The organism is Nonomuraea harbinensis (genome assembly GCF_019396385.1).
Taxonomy (GTDB): domain Bacteria; phylum Actinomycetota; class Actinomycetes; order Streptosporangiales; family Streptosporangiaceae; genus Nonomuraea; species Nonomuraea ferruginea.
On the sequence record NZ_JAHKRN010000047.1, the window covers coordinates 17,225 to 35,987 of the forward strand.

The 18,763-nt window shown below is 72.1% G+C and carries 20 protein-coding genes; 12 read left to right on the plus strand and 8 right to left on the minus strand.

Annotated elements, in window-relative coordinates:
* The first annotated feature begins 107 nt into the window (after positions 1-107).
* Positions 108-749 carry a phosphotransferase family protein gene (locus tag KME79_RS34705; protein WP_308249167.1) on the plus strand — a complete coding sequence of 214 codons (642 nt, stop codon included), beginning with the start codon at positions 108-110 and terminating at the stop codon, positions 747-749.
* 13 nt (positions 750-762) lie between these two features.
* Here the strand turns inward: KME79_RS34705 and KME79_RS34710 are convergent, their stop codons facing one another.
* Together KME79_RS34710 and KME79_RS34715 are read right to left on the minus strand one after the other, a co-directional pair.
* The gene (locus tag KME79_RS34710) at positions 763-1,014 is read right to left on the minus strand and encodes a hypothetical protein (RefSeq protein ID WP_219549406.1); all 252 of its coding nucleotides are present in this window, start codon (positions 1,012-1,014) and stop codon (positions 763-765) included.
* Between the two features lie 23 nt (positions 1,015-1,037).
* On the minus strand, positions 1,038-1,838 hold the full coding sequence (locus KME79_RS34715) for a DUF1963 domain-containing protein (RefSeq protein ID WP_219549408.1): 801 nt from the start codon (positions 1,836-1,838) through the stop codon (positions 1,038-1,040).
* Positions 1,839-1,919: 81 nt separating this feature from the next.
* On the opposite strand from KME79_RS34715, the gene KME79_RS34720 reads away from it, so the two are divergent.
* The 3 genes from KME79_RS34720 (at position 1,920) to KME79_RS34730 (ending at position 4,846) form a co-directional block, all read left to right on the plus strand.
* The gene (locus KME79_RS34720; RefSeq protein ID WP_219549410.1) at positions 1,920-2,909 is read left to right on the plus strand and encodes an NAD-dependent epimerase/dehydratase family protein; all 990 of its coding nucleotides are present in this window, start codon (positions 1,920-1,922) and stop codon (positions 2,907-2,909) included.
* 101 nt (positions 2,910-3,010) lie between these two features.
* Positions 3,011-4,390, plus strand: a complete 1,380-nt coding sequence (locus KME79_RS34725) for a glycoside hydrolase family 6 protein (protein WP_308249168.1) — start codon at positions 3,011-3,013, stop codon at positions 4,388-4,390.
* 63 nt (positions 4,391-4,453) lie between these two features.
* Positions 4,454-4,846: a hypothetical protein gene (locus KME79_RS34730; protein WP_219549412.1), complete on the plus strand. Its 393-nt coding sequence runs from the start codon at positions 4,454-4,456 to the stop codon at positions 4,844-4,846.
* Here KME79_RS34730 and KME79_RS34735 read toward each other — a convergent pair.
* Positions 4,773-5,690, minus strand: coding sequence for a pentapeptide repeat-containing protein (locus tag KME79_RS34735; RefSeq protein WP_219549414.1), 918 nt, complete (start codon positions 5,688-5,690; stop codon positions 4,773-4,775). The genes KME79_RS34730 and KME79_RS34735 overlap by 74 nt on opposite strands.
* Positions 5,691-5,766: 76 nt before the next feature.
* Here KME79_RS34735 and KME79_RS34740 point away from each other — a divergent pair, with 76 nt between their 5' ends.
* From KME79_RS34740 to KME79_RS34760, 5 genes are all read left to right on the plus strand, one after another.
* A complete protein-coding gene (locus KME79_RS34740; RefSeq protein WP_219549416.1) occupies positions 5,767-6,873 on the plus strand; it encodes an SMI1/KNR4 family protein in 1,107 nt (368 codons plus the stop codon).
* Between the two features lie 81 nt (positions 6,874-6,954).
* Positions 6,955-8,403 carry an argininosuccinate synthase gene (argG, locus tag KME79_RS34745; RefSeq protein WP_219549418.1) on the plus strand — a complete coding sequence of 483 codons (1,449 nt, stop codon included), beginning with the start codon at positions 6,955-6,957 and terminating at the stop codon, positions 8,401-8,403.
* Between the two features lie 66 nt (positions 8,404-8,469).
* Entirely contained in the window at positions 8,470-9,417 is a 948-nt protein-coding gene (locus KME79_RS34750) for a helix-turn-helix domain-containing protein (protein ID WP_219549420.1), read from the plus strand.
* A gap of 53 nt (positions 9,418-9,470) precedes the next feature.
* Positions 9,471-10,046 (plus strand): dienelactone hydrolase family protein, encoded by a 576-nt coding sequence (locus KME79_RS34755; protein WP_219549422.1) that lies wholly within the window; start codon positions 9,471-9,473, stop codon positions 10,044-10,046.
* Between the two features lie 395 nt (positions 10,047-10,441).
* A complete protein-coding gene (locus KME79_RS34760; protein ID WP_246640920.1) occupies positions 10,442-11,278 on the plus strand; it encodes a hypothetical protein in 837 nt (278 codons plus the stop codon).
* A gap of 6 nt (positions 11,279-11,284) precedes the next feature.
* On the opposite strand, the gene KME79_RS34765 is transcribed toward KME79_RS34760, so the two are convergent.
* A complete protein-coding gene (locus KME79_RS34765) occupies positions 11,285-11,734 on the minus strand; it encodes an NUDIX domain-containing protein (protein ID WP_219549424.1) in 450 nt (149 codons plus the stop codon).
* 79 nt (positions 11,735-11,813) lie between these two features.
* On the opposite strand from KME79_RS34765, the gene KME79_RS34770 reads away from it, so the two are divergent.
* Both KME79_RS34770 and KME79_RS34775 read left to right on the plus strand, forming a co-directional pair.
* Positions 11,814-12,293, plus strand: a complete 480-nt coding sequence (locus tag KME79_RS34770; protein ID WP_148029074.1) for a DoxX family protein — start codon at positions 11,814-11,816, stop codon at positions 12,291-12,293.
* A 48-nt stretch (positions 12,294-12,341) separates the two neighbouring features.
* Complete coding sequence (locus KME79_RS34775; RefSeq protein ID WP_308249169.1) at positions 12,342-13,355, plus strand: hypothetical protein; 1,014 nt, start codon at positions 12,342-12,344, stop codon at positions 13,353-13,355.
* Positions 13,356-13,577: 222 nt separating this feature from the next.
* Here the strand turns inward: KME79_RS34775 and KME79_RS34780 are convergent, their stop codons facing one another.
* Positions 13,578-14,180, minus strand: a complete 603-nt coding sequence (locus KME79_RS34780; RefSeq protein WP_219549427.1) for a class I SAM-dependent methyltransferase — start codon at positions 14,178-14,180, stop codon at positions 13,578-13,580.
* Positions 14,181-14,226: 46 nt separating this feature from the next.
* Here KME79_RS34780 and KME79_RS34785 point away from each other — a divergent pair, with 46 nt between their 5' ends.
* Complete coding sequence (locus KME79_RS34785) at positions 14,227-14,676, plus strand: MerR family transcriptional regulator (protein WP_219549429.1); 450 nt, start codon at positions 14,227-14,229, stop codon at positions 14,674-14,676.
* A 28-nt stretch (positions 14,677-14,704) separates the two neighbouring features.
* Here KME79_RS34785 and KME79_RS34790 read toward each other — a convergent pair whose 3' ends face one another.
* The 3 genes from KME79_RS34790 to KME79_RS34800 form a co-directional block, all read right to left on the minus strand.
* Positions 14,705-15,511, minus strand: a complete 807-nt coding sequence (locus KME79_RS34790; protein WP_219549431.1) for an NAD(P)H-binding protein — start codon at positions 15,509-15,511, stop codon at positions 14,705-14,707.
* A 246-nt stretch (positions 15,512-15,757) separates the two neighbouring features.
* A complete protein-coding gene (locus tag KME79_RS34795; RefSeq protein WP_219549433.1) occupies positions 15,758-16,939 on the minus strand; it encodes a hypothetical protein in 1,182 nt (393 codons plus the stop codon).
* A gap of 113 nt (positions 16,940-17,052) precedes the next feature.
* Positions 17,053-18,687, minus strand: coding sequence for a dolichyl-phosphate-mannose--protein mannosyltransferase (locus tag KME79_RS34800; RefSeq protein ID WP_148029079.1), 1,635 nt, complete (start codon positions 18,685-18,687; stop codon positions 17,053-17,055).
* Between the last annotated feature and the right edge of the window lie 76 nt (positions 18,688-18,763).

Genomic DNA, 18,763 nt, shown 5'->3' on the forward strand with positions numbered 1-18,763 from the left:
GGTCAGGGGGACATGTGCGGGAAGAGCGGTTGCCGGGAGGGTTCGTCAACGAGGTCGTCCGGGTCGGTGACACCGTGCGCCGGGCACTGACGCCCCGGAGTGACTTCGTGCATGATCTGCTGGAGCTGTTCGAGCGGCGGGGGTGGGCGGGGGCGCCCCGGTTCCTGGGGACGGACGGGCAGGGCCGGGAGATGCTGGGCTACCTGCCCGGACTCGTCGCCTGGCAGCCGGATCAGCGCCTGCGGGTGGCCTCCGAGGACAGCCTGGTCTCCGTCGTGGAGCTCGTACGGGAGTTCCACGACCTGACGGCGGGAACCCCGCTCGCCGAGGGCGGGGAAGTGGTCTGCCACAACGACCTGTCGCCGAAGAACACCGTGTACCGGGAGCGCGACGGCGGCCCGTGGGCGGTGGCCTTCATCGACTGGGACATCGCCGCGCCGGGCGCGCGCATCCATGACGTCGCGCACGTGTGCTGGCAGTACGTGAACCTGGGGCCGGAGATCGCGGACGTGGGCGAGGCGGGACGGTCGCTGCGGCTGGTCTGCGACGTCTACGGCCTGGACGGCAAGGAGCGGCTCGTCGAGACGATCCTGTGGTGGCAGGACCGCTGCCGGCGCGGGATCGCCGCCGGTGCGGCCGCCGGCGATCCGGCGATGACGCGCCTGCGGGACGAAGGCGTCGTCCGTACGGTGCGCGACGCCTGGCGCTGGGTCACGGAACACCGCCGCGCCCTGGAACGGCACCTGTGACGGCCGCACTCGCTCATGGCCGGGGACGAGCGGCTCGGCGAACCTCGCCGGCGTCGGGATCGTTCTGGGGATACCAGTGGCGCGGGAGGTGTTCGACCGCCAGGACGACGGCGGTGATGAGACATCCCAGGCCGAGGCCCATCAACCCGAGCACCAGCACCGCCGCCCCGGTCAGGGCCGCGCAGCCGCCCAGGACGAGGAGGAACCAGCCGAGCACGACCAGGCCCCGAGCTCCGCTACCACGTGTCCGGCCGCCGCGTTTCACGGGTCAGAACGTATCAACCGGAGTCAGTGTCCTTGGATGTAAGGGAAAATCTGGGTGAAATCGCGGGCGGCGAGCCGGTCCCGGCGGATGCCGAAGATCATGATCCCTCCGTCCCCGAACGTCATGCCGTTGTCCTCGTCGAGCTGGAGCAGGTTGCACCACCGGAGGGCCTCCGCCGCGAAGCCGGGATCCTCCGAGTTCAGCCCGGTCCAGGCCGCCGCACTGGCTTCGACGGGCCGGTGCAGGGCGTCGGAGTAGCCGCCGACCTGGTGCGCGCGGCCGCCCTCCGCTTCGGCGAACTCGGCCAGCTGGTCCGCGAACACCTCCCAGTCCTCCCCGACGACGCGGTCCCAGATCTCGTCGCCCACTTTGACCAGTTCGTCATGGTTGCGGGTCGGCCAGGTCGCCACGGTCTCGGCGGCGAGCGGGGCCTCGGGAAACAACCGCGCGTCCCCGCTGACGGGCGCCTCGCGCTCGGGCACGCGTACCGCCCCGGGAGGCAGCAGGATCACCCGCGCGGCCGTGCCGTCCCAGGCGGCGAAGAACAGCAGCGCGCCCTCGGCGGGCAGGTCGAGGTCGGATTCGTACGCGGCGAGCGCCGCGCAGTCGAGCTCGGCGAGGAACTGCATCGCCGAGCCGCCGCCCGGCCAGGGCACCCCCTCGGGCAGCCGGGGCAGGCCGCCCAGCCGGCCCACGACGGTCTCGCCCTCCTCGGCGATCGACAGCCGGACGGCCGGACGCGCCAGCGCGATGAACGGCTCCGCGAGCGGCTCGGGTAACAGCTCCCGGACGTACTCGGCGAAGTCGAGAATCCAGTCCTGCACGGCACTCATCCTGCCGGGTCCGGGTGCGCTGTGAGTGAATATGGCTGGATGTCCGGCCGGTCGGGCTGCTTGGGTGTCGGGATGGATGTCTTGGTGCTGGGTGGCACGGCGTGGGTGGGCAGGGAGCTGTCGCGGGTGGCGATGGAGCGCGGTCATCGGGTGACGTGCCTGGCGCGCGGCGAGAGCGGGGACGTCGCGGCGGGCGCGACGCTGGTGGCCGCCGACCGGCGCGATCCCGCCGCGTACGACGCGTTGCCGGACCGTACGTGGGACGCGGTCTTCGAGGTGTCCTGGCAGCCCGGGTTCGTGCGTGAGGCGCTCGGCGCGCTGGGCGGCCGGGCCCGCCACTGGACCTACGTCTCCTCCGGCAACGTCTACGCCTCCCACGCGACGCCGGGCGCCGACGAGTCCGCGCCGCTCCTGCCGCCGACCGACCGGCGCGAGGTCGGCCGGGAGCTGTACGGGGAGGCGAAGGCGGCCTGCGAGCAGGCGTCCGCGGACGCGGTGGGCGACCGGCTCCTCGTCGCGCGCGCCGGGCTCATCGGCGGGCCGGGTGACCACAGCGGGCGCTCCGGCTACTGGGCGGCCCGTGCCGCCCGTGACCCGCGAGGGCCGATGCTGGTTCCCGACACGCCGGACATACCCACGCAGGTGGTGGACGTACGGGACCTCGTGGCCTGGTTGCTGGACGCGGCGGAGAAGCGAACCGCCGGCACCTACAACGCGGTCGGCCCGGTCGTGCCGTTCGGGGAGTGGATCGAGCTCGCCCGCGCCGCCGCCGGGCACACCGGGCCGGTGGTCACCGCCGCCCCGGCATGGCTGCTGGAGAACGGCGTGACCGAGTACATGGGCGACGAGTCGCTGCCGATGTGGCTCGTCGAGCCGGGCTGGGAAGGGTGGTCGGCCCGCGACGGGTCCGCGGCTGCCGCCGCCGGGCTGCGTCATCGGCCCCGGGCCGAACTGCTGGCGGACACCCTGCTGTGGGAGCGCGAGCAGGGGCTGGAGCGGGTCAGGCGGGCCGGTCTGAGCGCCGGGCGCGAGCGCGAGCTGCTCGACGCGCTCGGGCGCTGATCGCCGCACGTAGGTACTTTTCACAAGTTGTCACGAAATTTGCTGATCTCTGTGATTCTGGATCATCGTGTGATCGTGGAATCCCAGAAGGGAAGTACTACGTGCGACTGTTAACCCGTTCGATGGCGGTCGCGGCCTCGGCCGTCATCGCGTTATCAGCGGCGCCCGCCACCGCGGCGCCCCAGCTCGTGGTCAACGGCACGTTCGCCGCCGGCACCGCACCCTGGTGGAACTCGGCGAACACCTCGATGACCGTGGAGTCCGGCCGGCTGCGCGTCAACGTGACCGGCGGCACCGCCAACCCGTGGGACGCGATGGTGGCCCAGAACGCCATCCCCCTGACCCAGGGCAAGTCGTACACCCTCTCGTTCGACGCCTCGGCCTCGGCCCCGGTCAGCGCGGTCACCACCGTGCAGCTCGCGGACGCCCCCTACACCAACACGCTGACCAAGGCGATCTCGCTCACCACCACGAGCAAGCGCTTCAGCTTCCCCTTCACCTCGGGCCTCGGCACGCCGGCCGGGCAGGTGTCGTTCCAGCTCGGCGGCGGCGCCGGTTTCAGCTTCTTCCTGGACAACGTGTCGCTGACCGAGCAGGGCGCCTCGGGCCCGATCGGCATGACGAACGGCTTCTACGTCGACCCGAACTCCAACCCGGCGACCTGGGTGCGGAACAACCCGGGTGACTCCCGGGCGGCGCGCATCCAGTCGTCCATCGCGTCCAAGCCGATGGCCCGCTGGGTCGGCGGCTGGAGCGGTGACGTCGGCGCCTCCGTCTCGGCGTACGTGTCCGCCGCCGACTCGGCCGACAAGCTCCCCGTCCTGGTCGCGTACAACATCCCGGGCCGCGACGCGTGCGGCGGGCACTCCGGCGGCGGGGCCGGCAGCGAGGCCGAGTACCGGGCGTGGATCTCCGCGTTCGCGTCCGGCATCGGCGACCGGCCGGCGGTCGTCGTCATCGAGCCCGACTCCCTCGGCGACTTCGCCTGCATGGACGCCGCCGCGATCCAGGCGCGCAACCGCATGCTGACGTACGCGACCGAGCAGTTCCGTGACCGGGCCCCCAACACCTGGGCCTACCTCGACGCCGGCAACGCCGGTTGGGTGCCGGCCGCGACGATGGCGGCGCGGCTGGGCGACGCGGGCGTCGGCAACATCCGAGGCTTCGCCGTGAACGTCTCCAACTACTACCCGACCGGCCAGTCGGCCACCTACGCGTCGGCGGTCAACACCGCTCTCGGCGGCGGCGCGAAGTGGGTGATCGACACCAGCCGCAACGGCAAGGGCTCCAACGGCGAGTGGTGCAACCCCGCCGGCCGCCAGATCGGCACCCCCGCCCAGCTCGGCGGTGACGGCGGGACGGAGATGCTGCTGTGGGTGAAGATCCCCGGCGACTCCGACGGCAACTGCGGCATCGCCCCGGGCACCCCGGCCGGGCAGTTCAGCCCGGACATCGCGATCCGCCTGATCGACGGCACCTGACCCCCGCGAGGCCCGTCCAGCCGTCCGGACGGGCCTCTGCCCGGAGGGAGTAGATTCGCCCGCATGGGTGTGCTCGTCGACTACTTCACCGCGGCTTCCGACCAGTCCGCCCGGCTGGCCCTCGACGGCGGGCCGGCGGGCGCGAAGCTGCCGTACGTCGACTGCAAGGGATGGCTCGACGAGCTCGACACGCTCGCCGCCGAGCTGAGCGGACGCGACCTCAGCGAGTTCGGCGACAGCGAGGTCCTGGCCGACGACGGCGAGTCGGCCGGCGTGGAGCGGATGACGGCCGGGACCGTCGCCGCCCTCGCCGCGGTGGACGACGCACGGCTGCGCGAGTACGCCGAGGAGGAGCTCCTCGACGAGTATGAGCGCGAGCGCGTCACGGCCCTGCGGGACCTGGCCCGCGAGGCGGCCCGGCTCGACCAGGGGATGTATCGCTGGACGTGCGCCTGAGCGCCTCGAACAGCTCCTCGCGGAGCGCGGGCGGCAGTCTCCTGCCCATGTCCAGAGCGCTCACCAGCGCCTGGTCGTCGTTGCGCTCCAGGGCGTGGTCGGCGAGGAACTCCAGGCTGAAGTCGGCCTCCTCGCGGTGGCGCTCCTCCGGCAGGCGCTCCACCAGGGGCAGCACCGCCTCCACCCGCTCGCTGACCCGGTCGAGGAGGGCGTAGCGGGGCGGCCCCGGCAGGCGCTGGGCCCGGAGGTCGATGTGGTGGAAGGCGACGCCGTCGAGCTCGGCCCCGGTGAAGTCGTTGCCGGTGAAGTCGTTGCGGTCGCGGCCCAGCGCGGCCCGGTCGTCGTCGTGCGGGCGGCCCCAGAAGTTGACCTCCCGTACGCGGCCGAGGAAGACGCAGTCGACGAACTCGGCCTCGAACGTGGATGTCTGGTCTCGCAGCCGGGACCGGTCGAACAGGCACTTCTCGAACCGGACGTTGCCGAAGAAGGTGTGCGGCGCGAAGCGGGTGCGGCGGAACACGCAGCCGCGGAAGACCGACCGCGGCCAGCGGGCGCCGTCCCACGGTCCCCGCAGGCACGTGTCGCCCAGGGACAGCTGGTCGAAGGCCGCGCCGGTGAAGTCGCAGCCTTCGAACGCGCTCCCGTGGACGCGGAACTCCGAGAACCGCATGCCGGAGAAGTCGACGTTCACCAGCCGCGCCCGGTCGAAGGTCACCTCGGTGACCCCGGCGGGCGGCTCGAACCGCTGGTCCCGGAGCTCGCCGCGGGCGATCCAGGAGGTCTGCCACGGCTCCGGGCCCGGCTGGAGGCTGAACGGGGTGTCCGCGCAGGGAGGTTCGCGCATGCGCGGAGTATCGCAGTCAGCCCCGACAGAACGCTTTCGATCACGATCAGGGCTGATTCCGGATACCCTGCCGGACGTGCGGCGATTGATCACATCTCGTGGGGTATGGCTTGCGCTGTCCGCTGCCGTCGCGGCGGTGGTGATCGTGGCGGTCGTCCGCTCCCGCCGCCCGAAGGCAGTCGTCGCGGACCCGCCCCCGGCTCCGCCGCCCGTGGCGCAGTGGCCGCCCGTGCCGATCCTCGGCACGCCCACCGCCGAGGATCTCCGGCGTTACGTCCACAGGCCCTCCTTCTTCGACCGCCCCGCGGTCGCCAAGTTCCTGGAGCCGCGCGAGCCAGGACCGCCGCTCGACGCGCCCACCCGGCGGAACCTGACCCGGTGGGGCGTCGCCGGGCTCGCGCTCGCCGTGCTGGCGGCCGGCACTTACCTGATGGAGTCCGCGGTCTTCTCCAAGGAGGACACGGGCGTGGTCGCGGAGACCGTCGTGATGTCCCCGTACGCCCAGGTGCCGGAGGACGCCGCGCGGTACACGGAGGTCCGCGAGGCGTACGTGGAGGACCCGGCCGACGCGGACTGCGGGCCCGGAAGCGCCACCCCGCGCGTGCGGAGGCCCGACCCGAAGGTGACCCGGGCCGTGAACCGGCAGTGGCGGCGGATCGAGACCTGGCTGAAGGCCAACGCCCCCAGGAGCTACCGCACGCTCGGCAAGCCCGCGAAGGCCAGGACCATCGCGGTGGCGGAGGCGCAGATGGGCCTGCGGTTCCCCGACGACCTGAAGGCCTCGCTGCTGCGCCACAACGGGGTCGTGCCCGTCCGGGACACCTGGGGGTTCGGCTTCCTGGGCAACGGGAACATGGGCGTCCGTGAGATCCGCGACACCTGGCGGATGCTCTGCGAGATCGACAGCGTGGACCGGGCCGGGCCGCGCGACGACTGGTGGGACGGGCGGATGATCCCCGTCGGCGCCAACGGCTCGGGCGACCACCTGGTGGTCGACTCGGCGCGGCGTGACATCGGCTACACCGACCACGAGGGCGCCATGAGCTTCGAGCCGGGCGGGACCTGGATCCGCTCGTACCACGCCCTGCTGAGAACCACCGCCGACGCCCTGGAGAGCGGCGGTTCCATCGGCTGGTGGAAGCCCGAGGTGGTCGACGGCGAACTCGAATGGAAGGTCCTGTAAGCCGCTGCCCGAGGCGGATGAAAGGGCTCTTCAGGAGGGGGGCTTTGCATAACCATACGCCACAATGCATACTCTTCTCTTATGTCCAAGGTTCTCACCTCTCTGCCCATCGGCGAGCGTGTCGGCATCGCCTTCTCGGGTGGTCTCGACACCTCCGTCGCCGTCGCGTGGATGCGCGACAAGGGCGCTGTCCCCTGCGCCTACACGGCCGACATCGGCCAGTACGACGAGCCCGACATCGCCTCGGTGCCCGGCCGTGCGGTGGCGTACGGCGCCGAGGTCGGGCGGCTGGTCGACTGCCGCGCGGTGCTGGTGGAAGAGGGGCTGGCCGCGCTCGCCTGCGGCGCGTTCCACATCCGCTCCGGCGGGCGGGCCTACTTCAACACCACGCCGCTCGGCCGCGCCGTCACGGGGACCCTCCTGGTGCGGGCGATGCTGGAGGACGACGTGCAGATCTGGGGCGACGGATCGACGTTCAAGGGCAACGACATCGAGCGGTTCTACCGCTACGGTCTCCTCGCCAACCCGCACCTGCGGGTCTACAAGCCCTGGCTCGACGCCGACTTCGTGACCGAGCTCGGCGGCCGCAAGGAGATGTCGGAGTGGCTGCTCGCCCACGACCTGCCCTACCGTGACAGCACCGAGAAGGCGTACTCCACGGACGCCAACATCTGGGGCGCCACCCACGAGGCCAAGACGCTGGAGCACCTCGACGCCGGCATCGAGACCGTCGAGCCGATCATGGGCGTGCGGTTCTGGGACCACGGGGTGGAGATCCCGGCCGAGGACGTGACCATCGCCTTCGAGCAGGGCCGCCCGGTGTCGATCAACGGCAAGGAGTTCGCCACCCCGGTCGACCTGGTGATGGAGGCCAACGCCATCGGCGGCCGGCACGGCCTGGGCATGTCCGACCAGATCGAGAACCGGATCATCGAGGCCAAGAGCCGTGGCATCTACGAAGCGCCCGGCATGGCGTTGCTGCACGCCGCGTACGAGCGGCTGGTCAACGCGATTCACAACGAGGACACGCTGGCGTACTACCACAACGAGGGACGGCGGCTCGGCCGGCTGATGTACGAGGGCCGCTGGCTCGACCCGCAGGCGCTGATGCTCCGCGAGTCGCTGCAGCGCTGGGTCGGCACGGCGATCACCGGCGAGGTCACGCTGCGGTTGCGGCGCGGCGAGGACTACTCGATCCTCGACACCTCGGGCCCGGCCTTCAGCTACCACCCGGACAAGCTGTCGATGGAGCGTACGGAGGACTCGGCGTTCGGCCCGGTCGACCGGATCGGCCAGCTCACCATGCGCAACCTCGACATCGCCGACTCGCGCACCAAGCTGGAGCAGTACGCCAGCATGGGCATGGTCGGCACCAGCCACTCCGCGCTCATCGAGGCCCCGCCGGCGGCGCCGACCGAGCTCATCGGCGACATGCCGGAGGGCGGCGCCGAGGCCATCGCCTCACGCGGCGACGTCGCGGACGACGACGAGCTGCTCGACCGCGCCGCGATGGAGTTCGGCACCGACTGACCGCGAACCGGGCCATGCCTCGCGGGCCGGCCCGGCCGTAATGGCGGTATGCGTACAATTCCGGACATGCACTCCGTGGCGCTCGCCCTGTACGACGGCGCCATGCTGTTCGAGGCCGCCGCGGCCGTCGAGGTGTTCGGGATCGACCGGTCCGACCTGGCCGAGCCGTGGTACGACTTCCGCGTGTGCGGCCCGAGCCGGGGCCGGGTGGGCGACTGGCTGCGGGTGGACACCCCGCACAGCCTGGACGCGGTGGTGGACGCCGACACGGTGGTGGTGTCCTCCTGCGACGTGGAGATCGGGCCGCCGCCGGGTGACGCGGTGGACGCCGTGCGGGCCGCCCACGAGCGCGGGGCCCGGATCGTGTCGCTGTGCACCGGGGCCTTCGTGCTCGCCGAGGCCGGGATCCTGGACGGGCGGCGGGCGACGACCCATTGGATGCACGCCGCGCTGCTCGCCACCCGTTATCCCCGCGTACGGGTCGATCCCGACGTCCTCTACATCGACGAGGGGACCGTCCTGACCTCGGCGGGCAAGGGGGCGGGGCTCGACCTGTGCCTGCACGTCGTCAGGAAGGACCACGGCGCGGCGGTGGCGAACGCGCTGGCCCGCCGCCTGGTCGTGCCGCCGCACCGGGCCGGCGGGCAGGCGCAGTACGTGACGGCGCCGGTGCCGGACCAGGCCGGCCAGTACGGGCTCGCCGACGTCCTCCAGTGGGCGCAGGCCCACCTGCACGAACCGCTGACCGTACGCGACCTGGCCCGCCGCGCCGGGATGAGCACCCGCAACCTCGCCCGCCACTTCCACCGCGCCCTCGGCGTCACCCCGCTGCACTGGCTGCACGCCCAGCGGGTGCACCGGGCACAGGAGCTGCTGGAGACCACCGACGCCGGCGTGGAGCAGATCGCGGCCCGCACCGGGATGGGCACGGCGGCGACCCTGCGCAGGCACTTCACCCGCGCCGTCGGCGTCTCGCCCGACACCTACCGGCGGACCTTCCGCGCGCCCGGCTGACTCCGGAAACTGTCGGCGGCGTGGGGCATGCTGAGCGCGGCGAAGGGAGAGACATGGCCGAGGTGCTGTTGTTCCATCACGCCCAGGGGCTGACGTCCGGGGTGCGGGAGTTCGCGGAGGAGCTCAGGCGGGCGGGCCACACGGTGCACGTGCCCGACCTGTACGAGGGGCGCGTCTTCGAGTCGCTCGACGAGGGCGGCGGTTACGCGCAGGAGACCGGGTTCGAGACGATCATCGAGCGCGGGCGGTCCTTCGCCGCATGGCTGCCGGGCGAGCTGGTCTACGCCGGGTTCTCCCTCGGGGTGCTGCCGGCGCAGCAGCTGGCCCAGACGCGGGCGGGGGCGAAGGGCGCGCTGCTGTTCCACTCGTGCGTGCCGGTCACGGAGTTCGGCGAGTCCTGGCCCGAGAGCGTGCCGGTGCAGGTCCACGGCATGGAGGGCGACCCGTTCTTCGCCGGCGAGGGCGATGTGGAGGCGGCTCGCGCCCTCGTGGAGTCGACTCCGGGCGCGGAGCTGTTCCTCTACGAAGGCAAGGACCACCTGTTCGCCGACGGCAGCCTGCCCTCCTACGACGAGCCGGCGGCCAGGCTGATGATGGAGCGGGTGCTGGGCTTCCTCGCCCGGATCTAGTCGTAGCAACCGCCGCCGTTGTTCACCGACGCTTCGAGCGAGACGGCGTACGCCCCGGGCGGATCGACCAGGACCACCGACAGGGCTCTGGGGCACGCTCACGATCTCGTCGTCATCCTCGCAGGAGTCCCGCGGCTCCCCGTCGCGGCGGGCGCCGGGCGGGCGGGCGTCGAGGATGGGGTGCCGGGCCAGGCCTCTCGCCACCATGTCCTCTTCGCTGCCGCAGCCGTCCGAGAATGGGCACGATCACCGGGGCCGGTCGAAAACGTCTGGCGATCGGCGGAGGGCAGGCGTAGGTTCCTGAGCTGTGGCCTCTTGAGATCGCCTGCGACGAGTCCGGCTCGGAAGGGGAGAAGCTCGTCGGCGGCAACACCGCCGTCTTCGCGCACGCCGCCGTGCTCCTGGGCGCCGAGGCCGCCGCGGAGTGCGTCCGCGAGACCCGCGCCCGCATCCGTTCCCCCGCCACCGAGTACAAGGCCAACCACCTGCTCCGCGGCAAGCACCGGGCGGTGCTGGTCTGGCTGCTCGCCCCCTCGGGGCCCATCTACGGCCGGGCGCGGGTGTTCCTGGCCGACAAGGCCTACTTCGCGGTACGGAAGATCGCCGACCTCATCGCCGGGGACGTGGCGTACACGGGCGCAGGCGGGGACCGGGCGCTCGCCGCGGACCTCTACCGTGAGGGGCCGGTCAGCCTCGGCCCGGAGCGGTTCACCGCGTTCCTGGAGTCGTTCAACGACGTGATGCGCCGGCGGGCCCCCGCCGAGCGGTTCTTCCTCACCGTCGAGGAGCTCGCCGGGGCCGGCGGGCGGGTGGGGGAGATCATGCGCCTGCTCGACCGGTCCAGGCAGCCGCTGGAGGACTTCCTGGAACGGCCGGGCGAGATGCCGGCGCTGGACCCGCTCATCCCGGCCATCATGCGGGCGGTCGTGCACTGGGGACGCGACCGGCGGCCGGTGTCGATCCTGCACGACGAGCACAACGGCCTGACCGAGGAGCGCGTCGCGCACCTGAAGCGGGTGGTGGATCTGGCCGGGCTGCGGCTGGCCGACTCCTTCCACGAGCCCCGGGTGCAGGTCGCCGACTTCCTGGCCGGGGTGGCCAGGCGGATCGCGGAGGACGAGCTGGGCGGGCACGGCGACCCCGAACTCGTCGCGCTGCTGCGCCCGTACGTGGATCCGGCCTCGGTCTGGGGCGACGAGCGGAGCTGGGCGCTGCTCCGCCCGGCCGGCTGAGGGGCGTCAGGCCGTCGCGGCGTCGCGCAGGCTGCTCAGCACCCAGGGCGGGCAGGCGGGGTCGGCCTCCGCCTGCGCCGTCGTCAGCCAGACGAACCCGGCCACCTCGGCGGGCGCGGCCGCGACCGGTTCGGCGTGCGGCGGCATCGGGGCCGCGAACACCACGTTGACCACCGGGTCGCCGTCGTCGGTGACGAAGAACCCGCTGGAGGCGTAGGTGAGGGGAACGCCGGTCAGGTCGACGCCGATCTCCTCGGCGACCTCGCGGCGGGCGGTCTCCTCCAGCACCCGCTGACCGGCGCCGTCCGGCTCGGCCTTGCCGCCCACGCCGGCGAGCGTGCCGGGGGCGTGCGACTCGCCGTCGCCGCGCCTGATGAGCAGCCAGCGGCCGTCGCGGCGCAGGAAGACCTCGACGTTGACGACGAAGGCGGGGCGGCCGTTGGCGGTCATGGTCATGGGACGGCATCTTGACGGCCCGTACTGGATAGTGTCACTATCTAATAACTGGATAGTGCTGCTATCGAAAGGATTCGAGATGTCACTCGTTCTGGTGATCGCCACCCTGGTATTCCGGCTGCTGGGCGCGTTCGGGGTGCGGCGGTTCGCGACCTGGCGGGTCAGCGCGGCGCACGGGCTCGCGCTGTTCCTCGTCATCACGGGCAGCGCCCACTTCGCCCCCGAGGGCAGCGGCTTCACCACGACCCACGCCGACCTCGTGGCGATGGTGCCGCCGTTCGTGCCGTTCCCCGCCTTCATGGTGTACGCGACCGGCGTGCTGGAGATCCTCGGCGCGGCCGGACTGGTGCTGAGCCGCACCCGGCGGGCCGCCGGGCTGTGGCTGGCGGTGATGTTCGTGCTGCTCCTGCCCGCCAACGTGTACGCGGCGCTGGCCGGGCAGGACGTCACGCCGCTGTGGCTGCGGGTGCCCGAGCAGGCCCTGTACATCGCGGTCGCGCTGTGGGCCGCTCTCGGGACGCGTACGGTGGAGCGTGCCGGAGATCATGTGCGCGTGTGAGCCCAGCGAGGCGGGCGTGCACCGATTCGAGCCGGAGGCGTTGGGACTGTGACCGCGGGAGCACGGACGACGGGCGCGAACACCGCGCTGGCCTGGGGCGTCGTCGCCAGCGCCGCGCTCACCGGGCTCGTCTGGCTGGCCGGGCAGCGGCTGGCCGGCATCGCGTTACTCCCCGACCAGGGGGCGTCCTGGTACTACTGGAAGCTGCCCGAGCCCACTGTCTGGACACGGCTGTCGGCCTGGCTCGGCTACGCCGCCCACCAGGTCGCGTTCTGGGGCCTGATCTACTACGCGCAGACCCGGGTCCGCCGCTACACCGGCGGCCTGCACCGGGTGAACGTCGTGGCCCTGGCGGTCAACTTCGGGTTCATCCTGCTGCACCAGGCGCAGACCCAGGTGTTCTACGACGGGCTGGCGCAGGACGTGTCCATCTTCAGCTCGCAGGCCTCGGTGGTGCTCCTGCTGATCGTGGTGCTGCTCATGGAGAACCGCCGCCGCGGCCTGTTCGCCGGCCGCCCGGCGCCCATCTCGGCGGAGGTCACGTCCTTCGCCCGCCGGTACCACGGCTATCTGTTCAGCTGGGCCGCCGTCTACACGTTCTGGTATCACCCGATGGAGACGACGAGCGGCCACCTTATCGGGTTCTTCTACATGTTCCTTATCCTCTTGCAGGGCAGCCTCTTCCTCACCCGCGCGCACACCAACCGCTGGTGGACCCTCGCCCTGGAGCTCCTGGTCGCCGCGCACGGCACGTTGGTGGCCTTCATGAACACCGGCCCCGACGGGGCGTGGCCGATGTTCCTCTTCGGCTTCCTGGGCGTGTTCGTCCTGACCCAGATGCACGGCCTCGGCCTCGGCGCCACGACCCGCTGGATCCTGGCCGCCTGCTACGCCGGGGCGGTGGTGGCGGTGTACGCGGTGCGCGGCATCGGCGAGGCGACCGAGGTGGTCCGCATCCCCGCCATCGAGTACCTGCTGGTGGGGGTCCTGGCGGTGCTGCTGTGGGCGGTCCTGCGGCTGGCGCGGCTGAGAAGTCCGGCGGGGACGATTCCGCGCCGGTAGGTTCTGGGGGCATGCCGAGAAGATCGCGATTATGGTGGTTCGCCGCGCTGAGCTCTCGGTCCTCCTGGCGCCGGTCATCCAGTGGGTCCCGCTGTTCTGGCTCGGCGGGCGGCCGGCGCGACGCTCTGCGGGCAGCCTCGGGACCGCCCGTTGACCAGGCCGGTCCTGGTCGCCCACGACCCGCGTCACGGCCTTCTACCGGCGCGGCCCGCCGCTGGAGGGTTACGCGGGAGCCCGCCTGGCGACGAAGGCCGTCAGGCTGGGCAGTTCGTGCCGCGTGACGTCGTCGAAGCGCTCGCGCAGGGCCGCCTCCAGCGTGGCCAGCACCTTGTCCGGCAGGCGCAACCCCCGGGCGAGCCGCGACGGGGCGTCGCCGCCGTGCCAGGCGATCACCAGGCGGCCGCCCGGCTTCGTCACCCGGTGCAGCTCGCGCAGCCCCGGCTCCAGCTCCGGCCAGATGGCCACGTTGTTGACCGAGACGACGCAGTCGAACGCGGCGTCCTGCTGGTGGGTGCGGTCGGCGGTGCCCAGCCCCGGCTCGGTCCCGGGCGCCTTGCGGACGGCGAGCGCGCGCATCTCGGGTGACGGGTCGACGCCCGCCACCCGTCCGGCTCCCGTACGGCTCAGCAGCCGCAGCAGGGCGCCGGGGCCGTAGCCGACCTCAAGCACGTGCTCGCCCGGCCGGATGTCGAGCAGCGGCAGCAGGTCCCGCTGGCGGTTGGTCCAGAGCATGACGCGGCCGGCCAGGCGGCCCATGAGGCCGGAGGGGGCGGCGAAGGACGAGTCGTGTTCGCGGCCGGTGACCCAGGATGTCGTGGTTCCCATGCACCACAGCAAAGCGGTTCAAGCTGACTTGAAGTCAAATGGGAACATGGACGAATTCATCCCGATCGGTGAGGCGGCCCGGATGCTCGGCATGAACGCCTCCGCGCTGCGCTACTACGAGGAACGCGGGCTGGTGCCGCCGGCGGGGCGTCGGCAGGGGCGGCGCGTGTACGGCAGGGACGAGCTGCGCCGGCTGGTGTTCCTGCAGAGCGCGCAGCGGCTGGGCATCCCGCTGGACACCGCCGGCGCGGTGCTGGAGGCGCCGGGGGAGCAGTGGCGGGCCACCGTCTGCGAGCGGATCGAGGCGCTGGAGGAGCTGATCGAGCGGGCCAGGACGGCGCAGGAGTTCCTGCGCCACGCGATCGACTGCCCCGCCGAGCATCCGGTACGGGAGTGTGACTTCCTGCGGGGGATCCTGGACCGGATGCTGGAAGGGCTCACGCTGGAGCAGGTCGCCGCGGAGCACGCCCTCACGGACGCACGGCCCACCGCTTAGGCGGGGGGACGGCGCTGTGATGCTCGGGTCACCAGGTGGATTGGACGTACTCGGTGAAGTCGCGTGGCTCGCGGCCAAGGACCTGCCGCACGCCGTCGGAGAGGTGGGCGTTGGTGCCCGCGTCGATCGACGCGGACAGCCGGTTAACCAGCGCGATGTGGTCGGCGTCGTAGCCGCGGGCGGCGAGCCGGGCCGCGTGCTCCTCCGGTGAGACCGGCACGTACGTGATCGACCGCCCGGTCGCGGCGGCGATCTCGCCGATCGCGTCGCCGAAGGACAGCAGCCGGGGCCCTGACAGCTCGTAGGTCCGCCCGGCGTGGCCGTCGCGCAGCAGCACCTCGGCCGCCACGTCGGCGATGTCGTCGGCGTGCACGAACGGCTCCTGCCCATGGCCGGCGGACAGCTCGACCAGCCCGGCGTCGACCGGGTCGCGCAGCATCGGGTCCTCGCTGAAGTTCTGCGCGAACCAGGTCGGCCGCAGGATCGTCCACGCGCCGCCGGACGCCTTGACCGCCCGCTCGGAGGCCAGCAGGCGGTCGTCGCCGAGCTTGGGCCAGTCACGGGACGACAGCAGCACCAGCCGCCGCACCCCCCGCGCGACCGCCGCCCCGGTGAACGCGGCCAGCAGCCCCGCCGCGTCAGGCCCTTGCGAGTCGACCAGGTAGGCGGCCGAGACGCCTGACAGGGCCGGTTCCCACGTGTCGTGGTCGTACCAGTCGAAGCGGGTCTCACCGCGACGCGAGGCCGCGCGGACCTCCGCACCGCGCGCCCGGAGCCGAGCGGCGACGCGCCGGCCCGTCTTGCCGGTGCCGCCCAGCACCAGGATCGTCGACATGCCCCCAGTCAACACGCCCACCCGCCGCCACGCGACCGCCAAAGACAGGAGACACCCTTCCGAAGTCCGCGAAGCGCGCCGTCGGTACACATGCCGCGGAGCGGGCCTCCAGGCAGGTGCGGACGGTGGGTTTCGGCGGCACGATTCGCGGAGCGGGCCTCCAAGCAGGTGCCGTCGGTGGGTTTCGGCGGCGCGGCTTGTGGAGCGGGCCGCCGGCGGGTGCCGGCGGCGTGGGGGAAGCTGGGGTCAGGTGGCGTTGACGTACTTTCTGGGGCGTAGCGCGTGGGCGCGTAGCGCTGCCAGGGCGGCGAACTGGCCGCCGCGGGTGAGCCGCACCGCCAGGGGGTCGGCGAAGGCGAGGTCGAGTGCCGCGAGTTGGTCGACGAGGCGGGTCAGCGCGGCCGCGACGTCGTCCGGTCCCGACGCGGGGTGCCAGCCCTCGCCGCCGACCACCTCCGCCACCTGCTCGCGGAGCTGGGCGGGGGACAGGAGCTCGCCGTCGGCCAGCAGCATGAGCGCGGCCTCCCTGGCCGACAGCTCGAACTCGTCGCCCCCGGCCAGCAGCAGCTTGGTCACCGCGTCCCACATCAGCTCCGGCGCGGAGAGCAGCTGCCGTCCGAAGCCGGTCACGGTCAGGCGGGTGCCTTCGCGGCTCAGCGCGCCCAGCTCGTGCTCGGCCAGCTCGCGCAGCCTCAGCGCCTCGGGTGACGGGGCCAGCCGGAGCGGGAGGGTGCCCTCGGACGCGGCCAGCGACAGCAGCCGGTGCAGCGCCGGGAGCGGCTGCGGGGTCACCGGCGCGTGCAGCCGCACCTCGAACGGCTGGGCCAGCTTCCGCCTGGCCGGGCCGCGGCCCAGCACCCAGCGGTTGAGCCGTTCGCCCTGCACCCGGTGGAGCCAGCTGTCGCCGCCCAGGTCGGCGCGCGGCTCGGTGAGCCAGCGGCGGGTCAGCGCCACCCGGTCGACACTATCGCCGGCCAGGATGGAGAGCTCCAGGGCCGCCGAGCAGGCCACGTGGGCGCCCAGCTCCTCCGGCCCCATGATCATGCTCCACTGCAGCTCCGGCACGTCCGGCGGGAGCACGCCCGTCTCTTCCAGCGCCTCGTGGTAGGCGCGGGTGCCGGCGTCCTCGCCGTCGCGGGCGTACGCGCGCAGGATCCGCGTCGTGGTCTGCGAGGTGCACAGCGCCGCGTACCGTTCGAGGCCGCCGAGCTGCAGCAGCCGCCCGAGCGAACGCGCCAGCCGCTCGTGGTCACCCCCCACCTTGAGGGGCAGGGTGTACCAGAGGAACTCGCAGACATCGAGCTGCGTCACCGTCTCCAGCGGCTCGCCGCCGGTCAGCCACTCGACCGCGGTCCTGGCCTCGTCGGCGAGGTCCGGGTGGGACCGCTCCAACTCCGCCAGCAGCGCGGCGACGTCCGGTGCACTCATGCCTCGAAGTTTGCCGTATGGACCCCAGCCCTGACGATGACCGAATCCCGTGCGTATTGGGTCTAGCACAGCGACAACCCTATGAAATCACTATGTAATGGACGGTGACTGAACTAGATCCATCGTTTGTCGAAGAGCATCCTGACCTTCCACTCCGCGTAGGGGATCAGCTCGGCCGACAGTACAGGATGCAACCACCAGAAGTTGATCAATGCGAGCAAGGCGAACCCGCCGACCGCCGCCGCCCCGTACGTCCGCCTGGCCGGGATGCTGCCGTCGGCCAGTCTCGTGGCCGGGCCTATCAGCCATCCGGCACAGAGCGTGATCGCCAGGATCATGAACGGCACCATGGGGATCGCGTAGAACAGGAACATCGTCCGGTTGCTCGAGAACGCGAAGTAGAACCACGGCAGCCAGCCCATCGCGTAGGCGAGCAGCACCGCCCCGGCCCGCCAGTCGCGGGTGGCGACGTACCACGCGATCAGCGCCACCAGCGCGGCCAGCGCGCCGAACCAGATCACCGGCGTGCCGACCCCCAGCACCGCCTCCGAGCAGGAGGACGCCCCGCAGCCAGTCTTCTCGCCCTCGTAGTGGAAGGCCACCGGGCGCAGCAGCAGCGGCCACGTCCACGGCTCGGACATGTAGGGGTGGGACGTCTCCAGGCCCTCGTGGAAGGTGAAGACCTGCCACTGGTACTGGACCCAGGAGCGGGCCGAGTCGAGGATGAAGAAGAACGGGTTGCCCGACGAGGTGGCCTGGTCCCAGTTGCGCCCGTAGCCGGTCGCGGTCGAGAACCAGCCGGCCCAGGTCACCATGTAGGACACGAACGGCACGGCGGCGAAGCCCACCAGCGCGTTGGGCACGTCCTTGGACAGCGCGCCGCCGTACGGGTTGCGCAGCCCGACGGCGCGGCGCGCGCCGAAGTCCCACATCACCGACATGGCGGCGAAGGCGACCGCGAAGAACAGCCCGGACCACTTGACCGACATCGCCAGGCCCAGGCACACGCCGGCCGCCATCCGCCACGGCCGCGCCCCCAGCCAGGGGCCCTGCGGCGACAGCGGCGAGGTCTCGTACCAGTCGACCAGCCGCTCGCGCGTCCTGTCGCGGTCGACGACCAGGCAGGCGAAGGCGGCCAGGACCCAGAACATGAGGAAGATGTCGAGCAGTGCCGTGCGCGACAGCACGAAGTGCAGGCCGTCGAGCGCCAGCAGCAGGCCGGCGAAGCAGCCGAGCAGCGTCGAGCGGGTCATCCGCCGCGCCACCCGGGCGAGGACGAGGATCGACAGCGTGCCGATCACGGCGGCGGCGAAGCGCCAGCCGAACGGGTTCATCCCGAACAGCCACTCGCCCGCGCCGATCATCCACTTGCCGAGCGGCGGGTGGACGACGTAGGAGGCGCACGGGTCGAGGCTGCCGTCGGCGCACTTCTGGAAGATGTCGGTGTCGCCCGCCAGGATCGCCTTGTCGGCGTCCTTGACCGTGGTGCGCTCGACGCCCCAGTTGATCAGCGAGAAGCCGTCCTTGGCGTAGTAGGTCTCGTCGAAGACCACCTCGTGCGGATGCCCCAGGCCGATGAAGCGGAGGATGCCTCCGAAGATCATGACGAGCAGCGGGCCGATCCAGCCCCACAGCACGCTGCCGCGCATCGCCGGAATCACCCGGTCACGCACGGAAAGCGCGCGGGGACTGCTCTCGTCAGACTCCGGGCCGCCGGAGGTCTGGTACGGGAAATCGGTCACCGCCATTCGGACATCGTACGGGTCTCAAGCCGGTGCTTCCCAAGAAACACGGCTCAATTCGGGCCGCCCCCGAGGCTGCCAC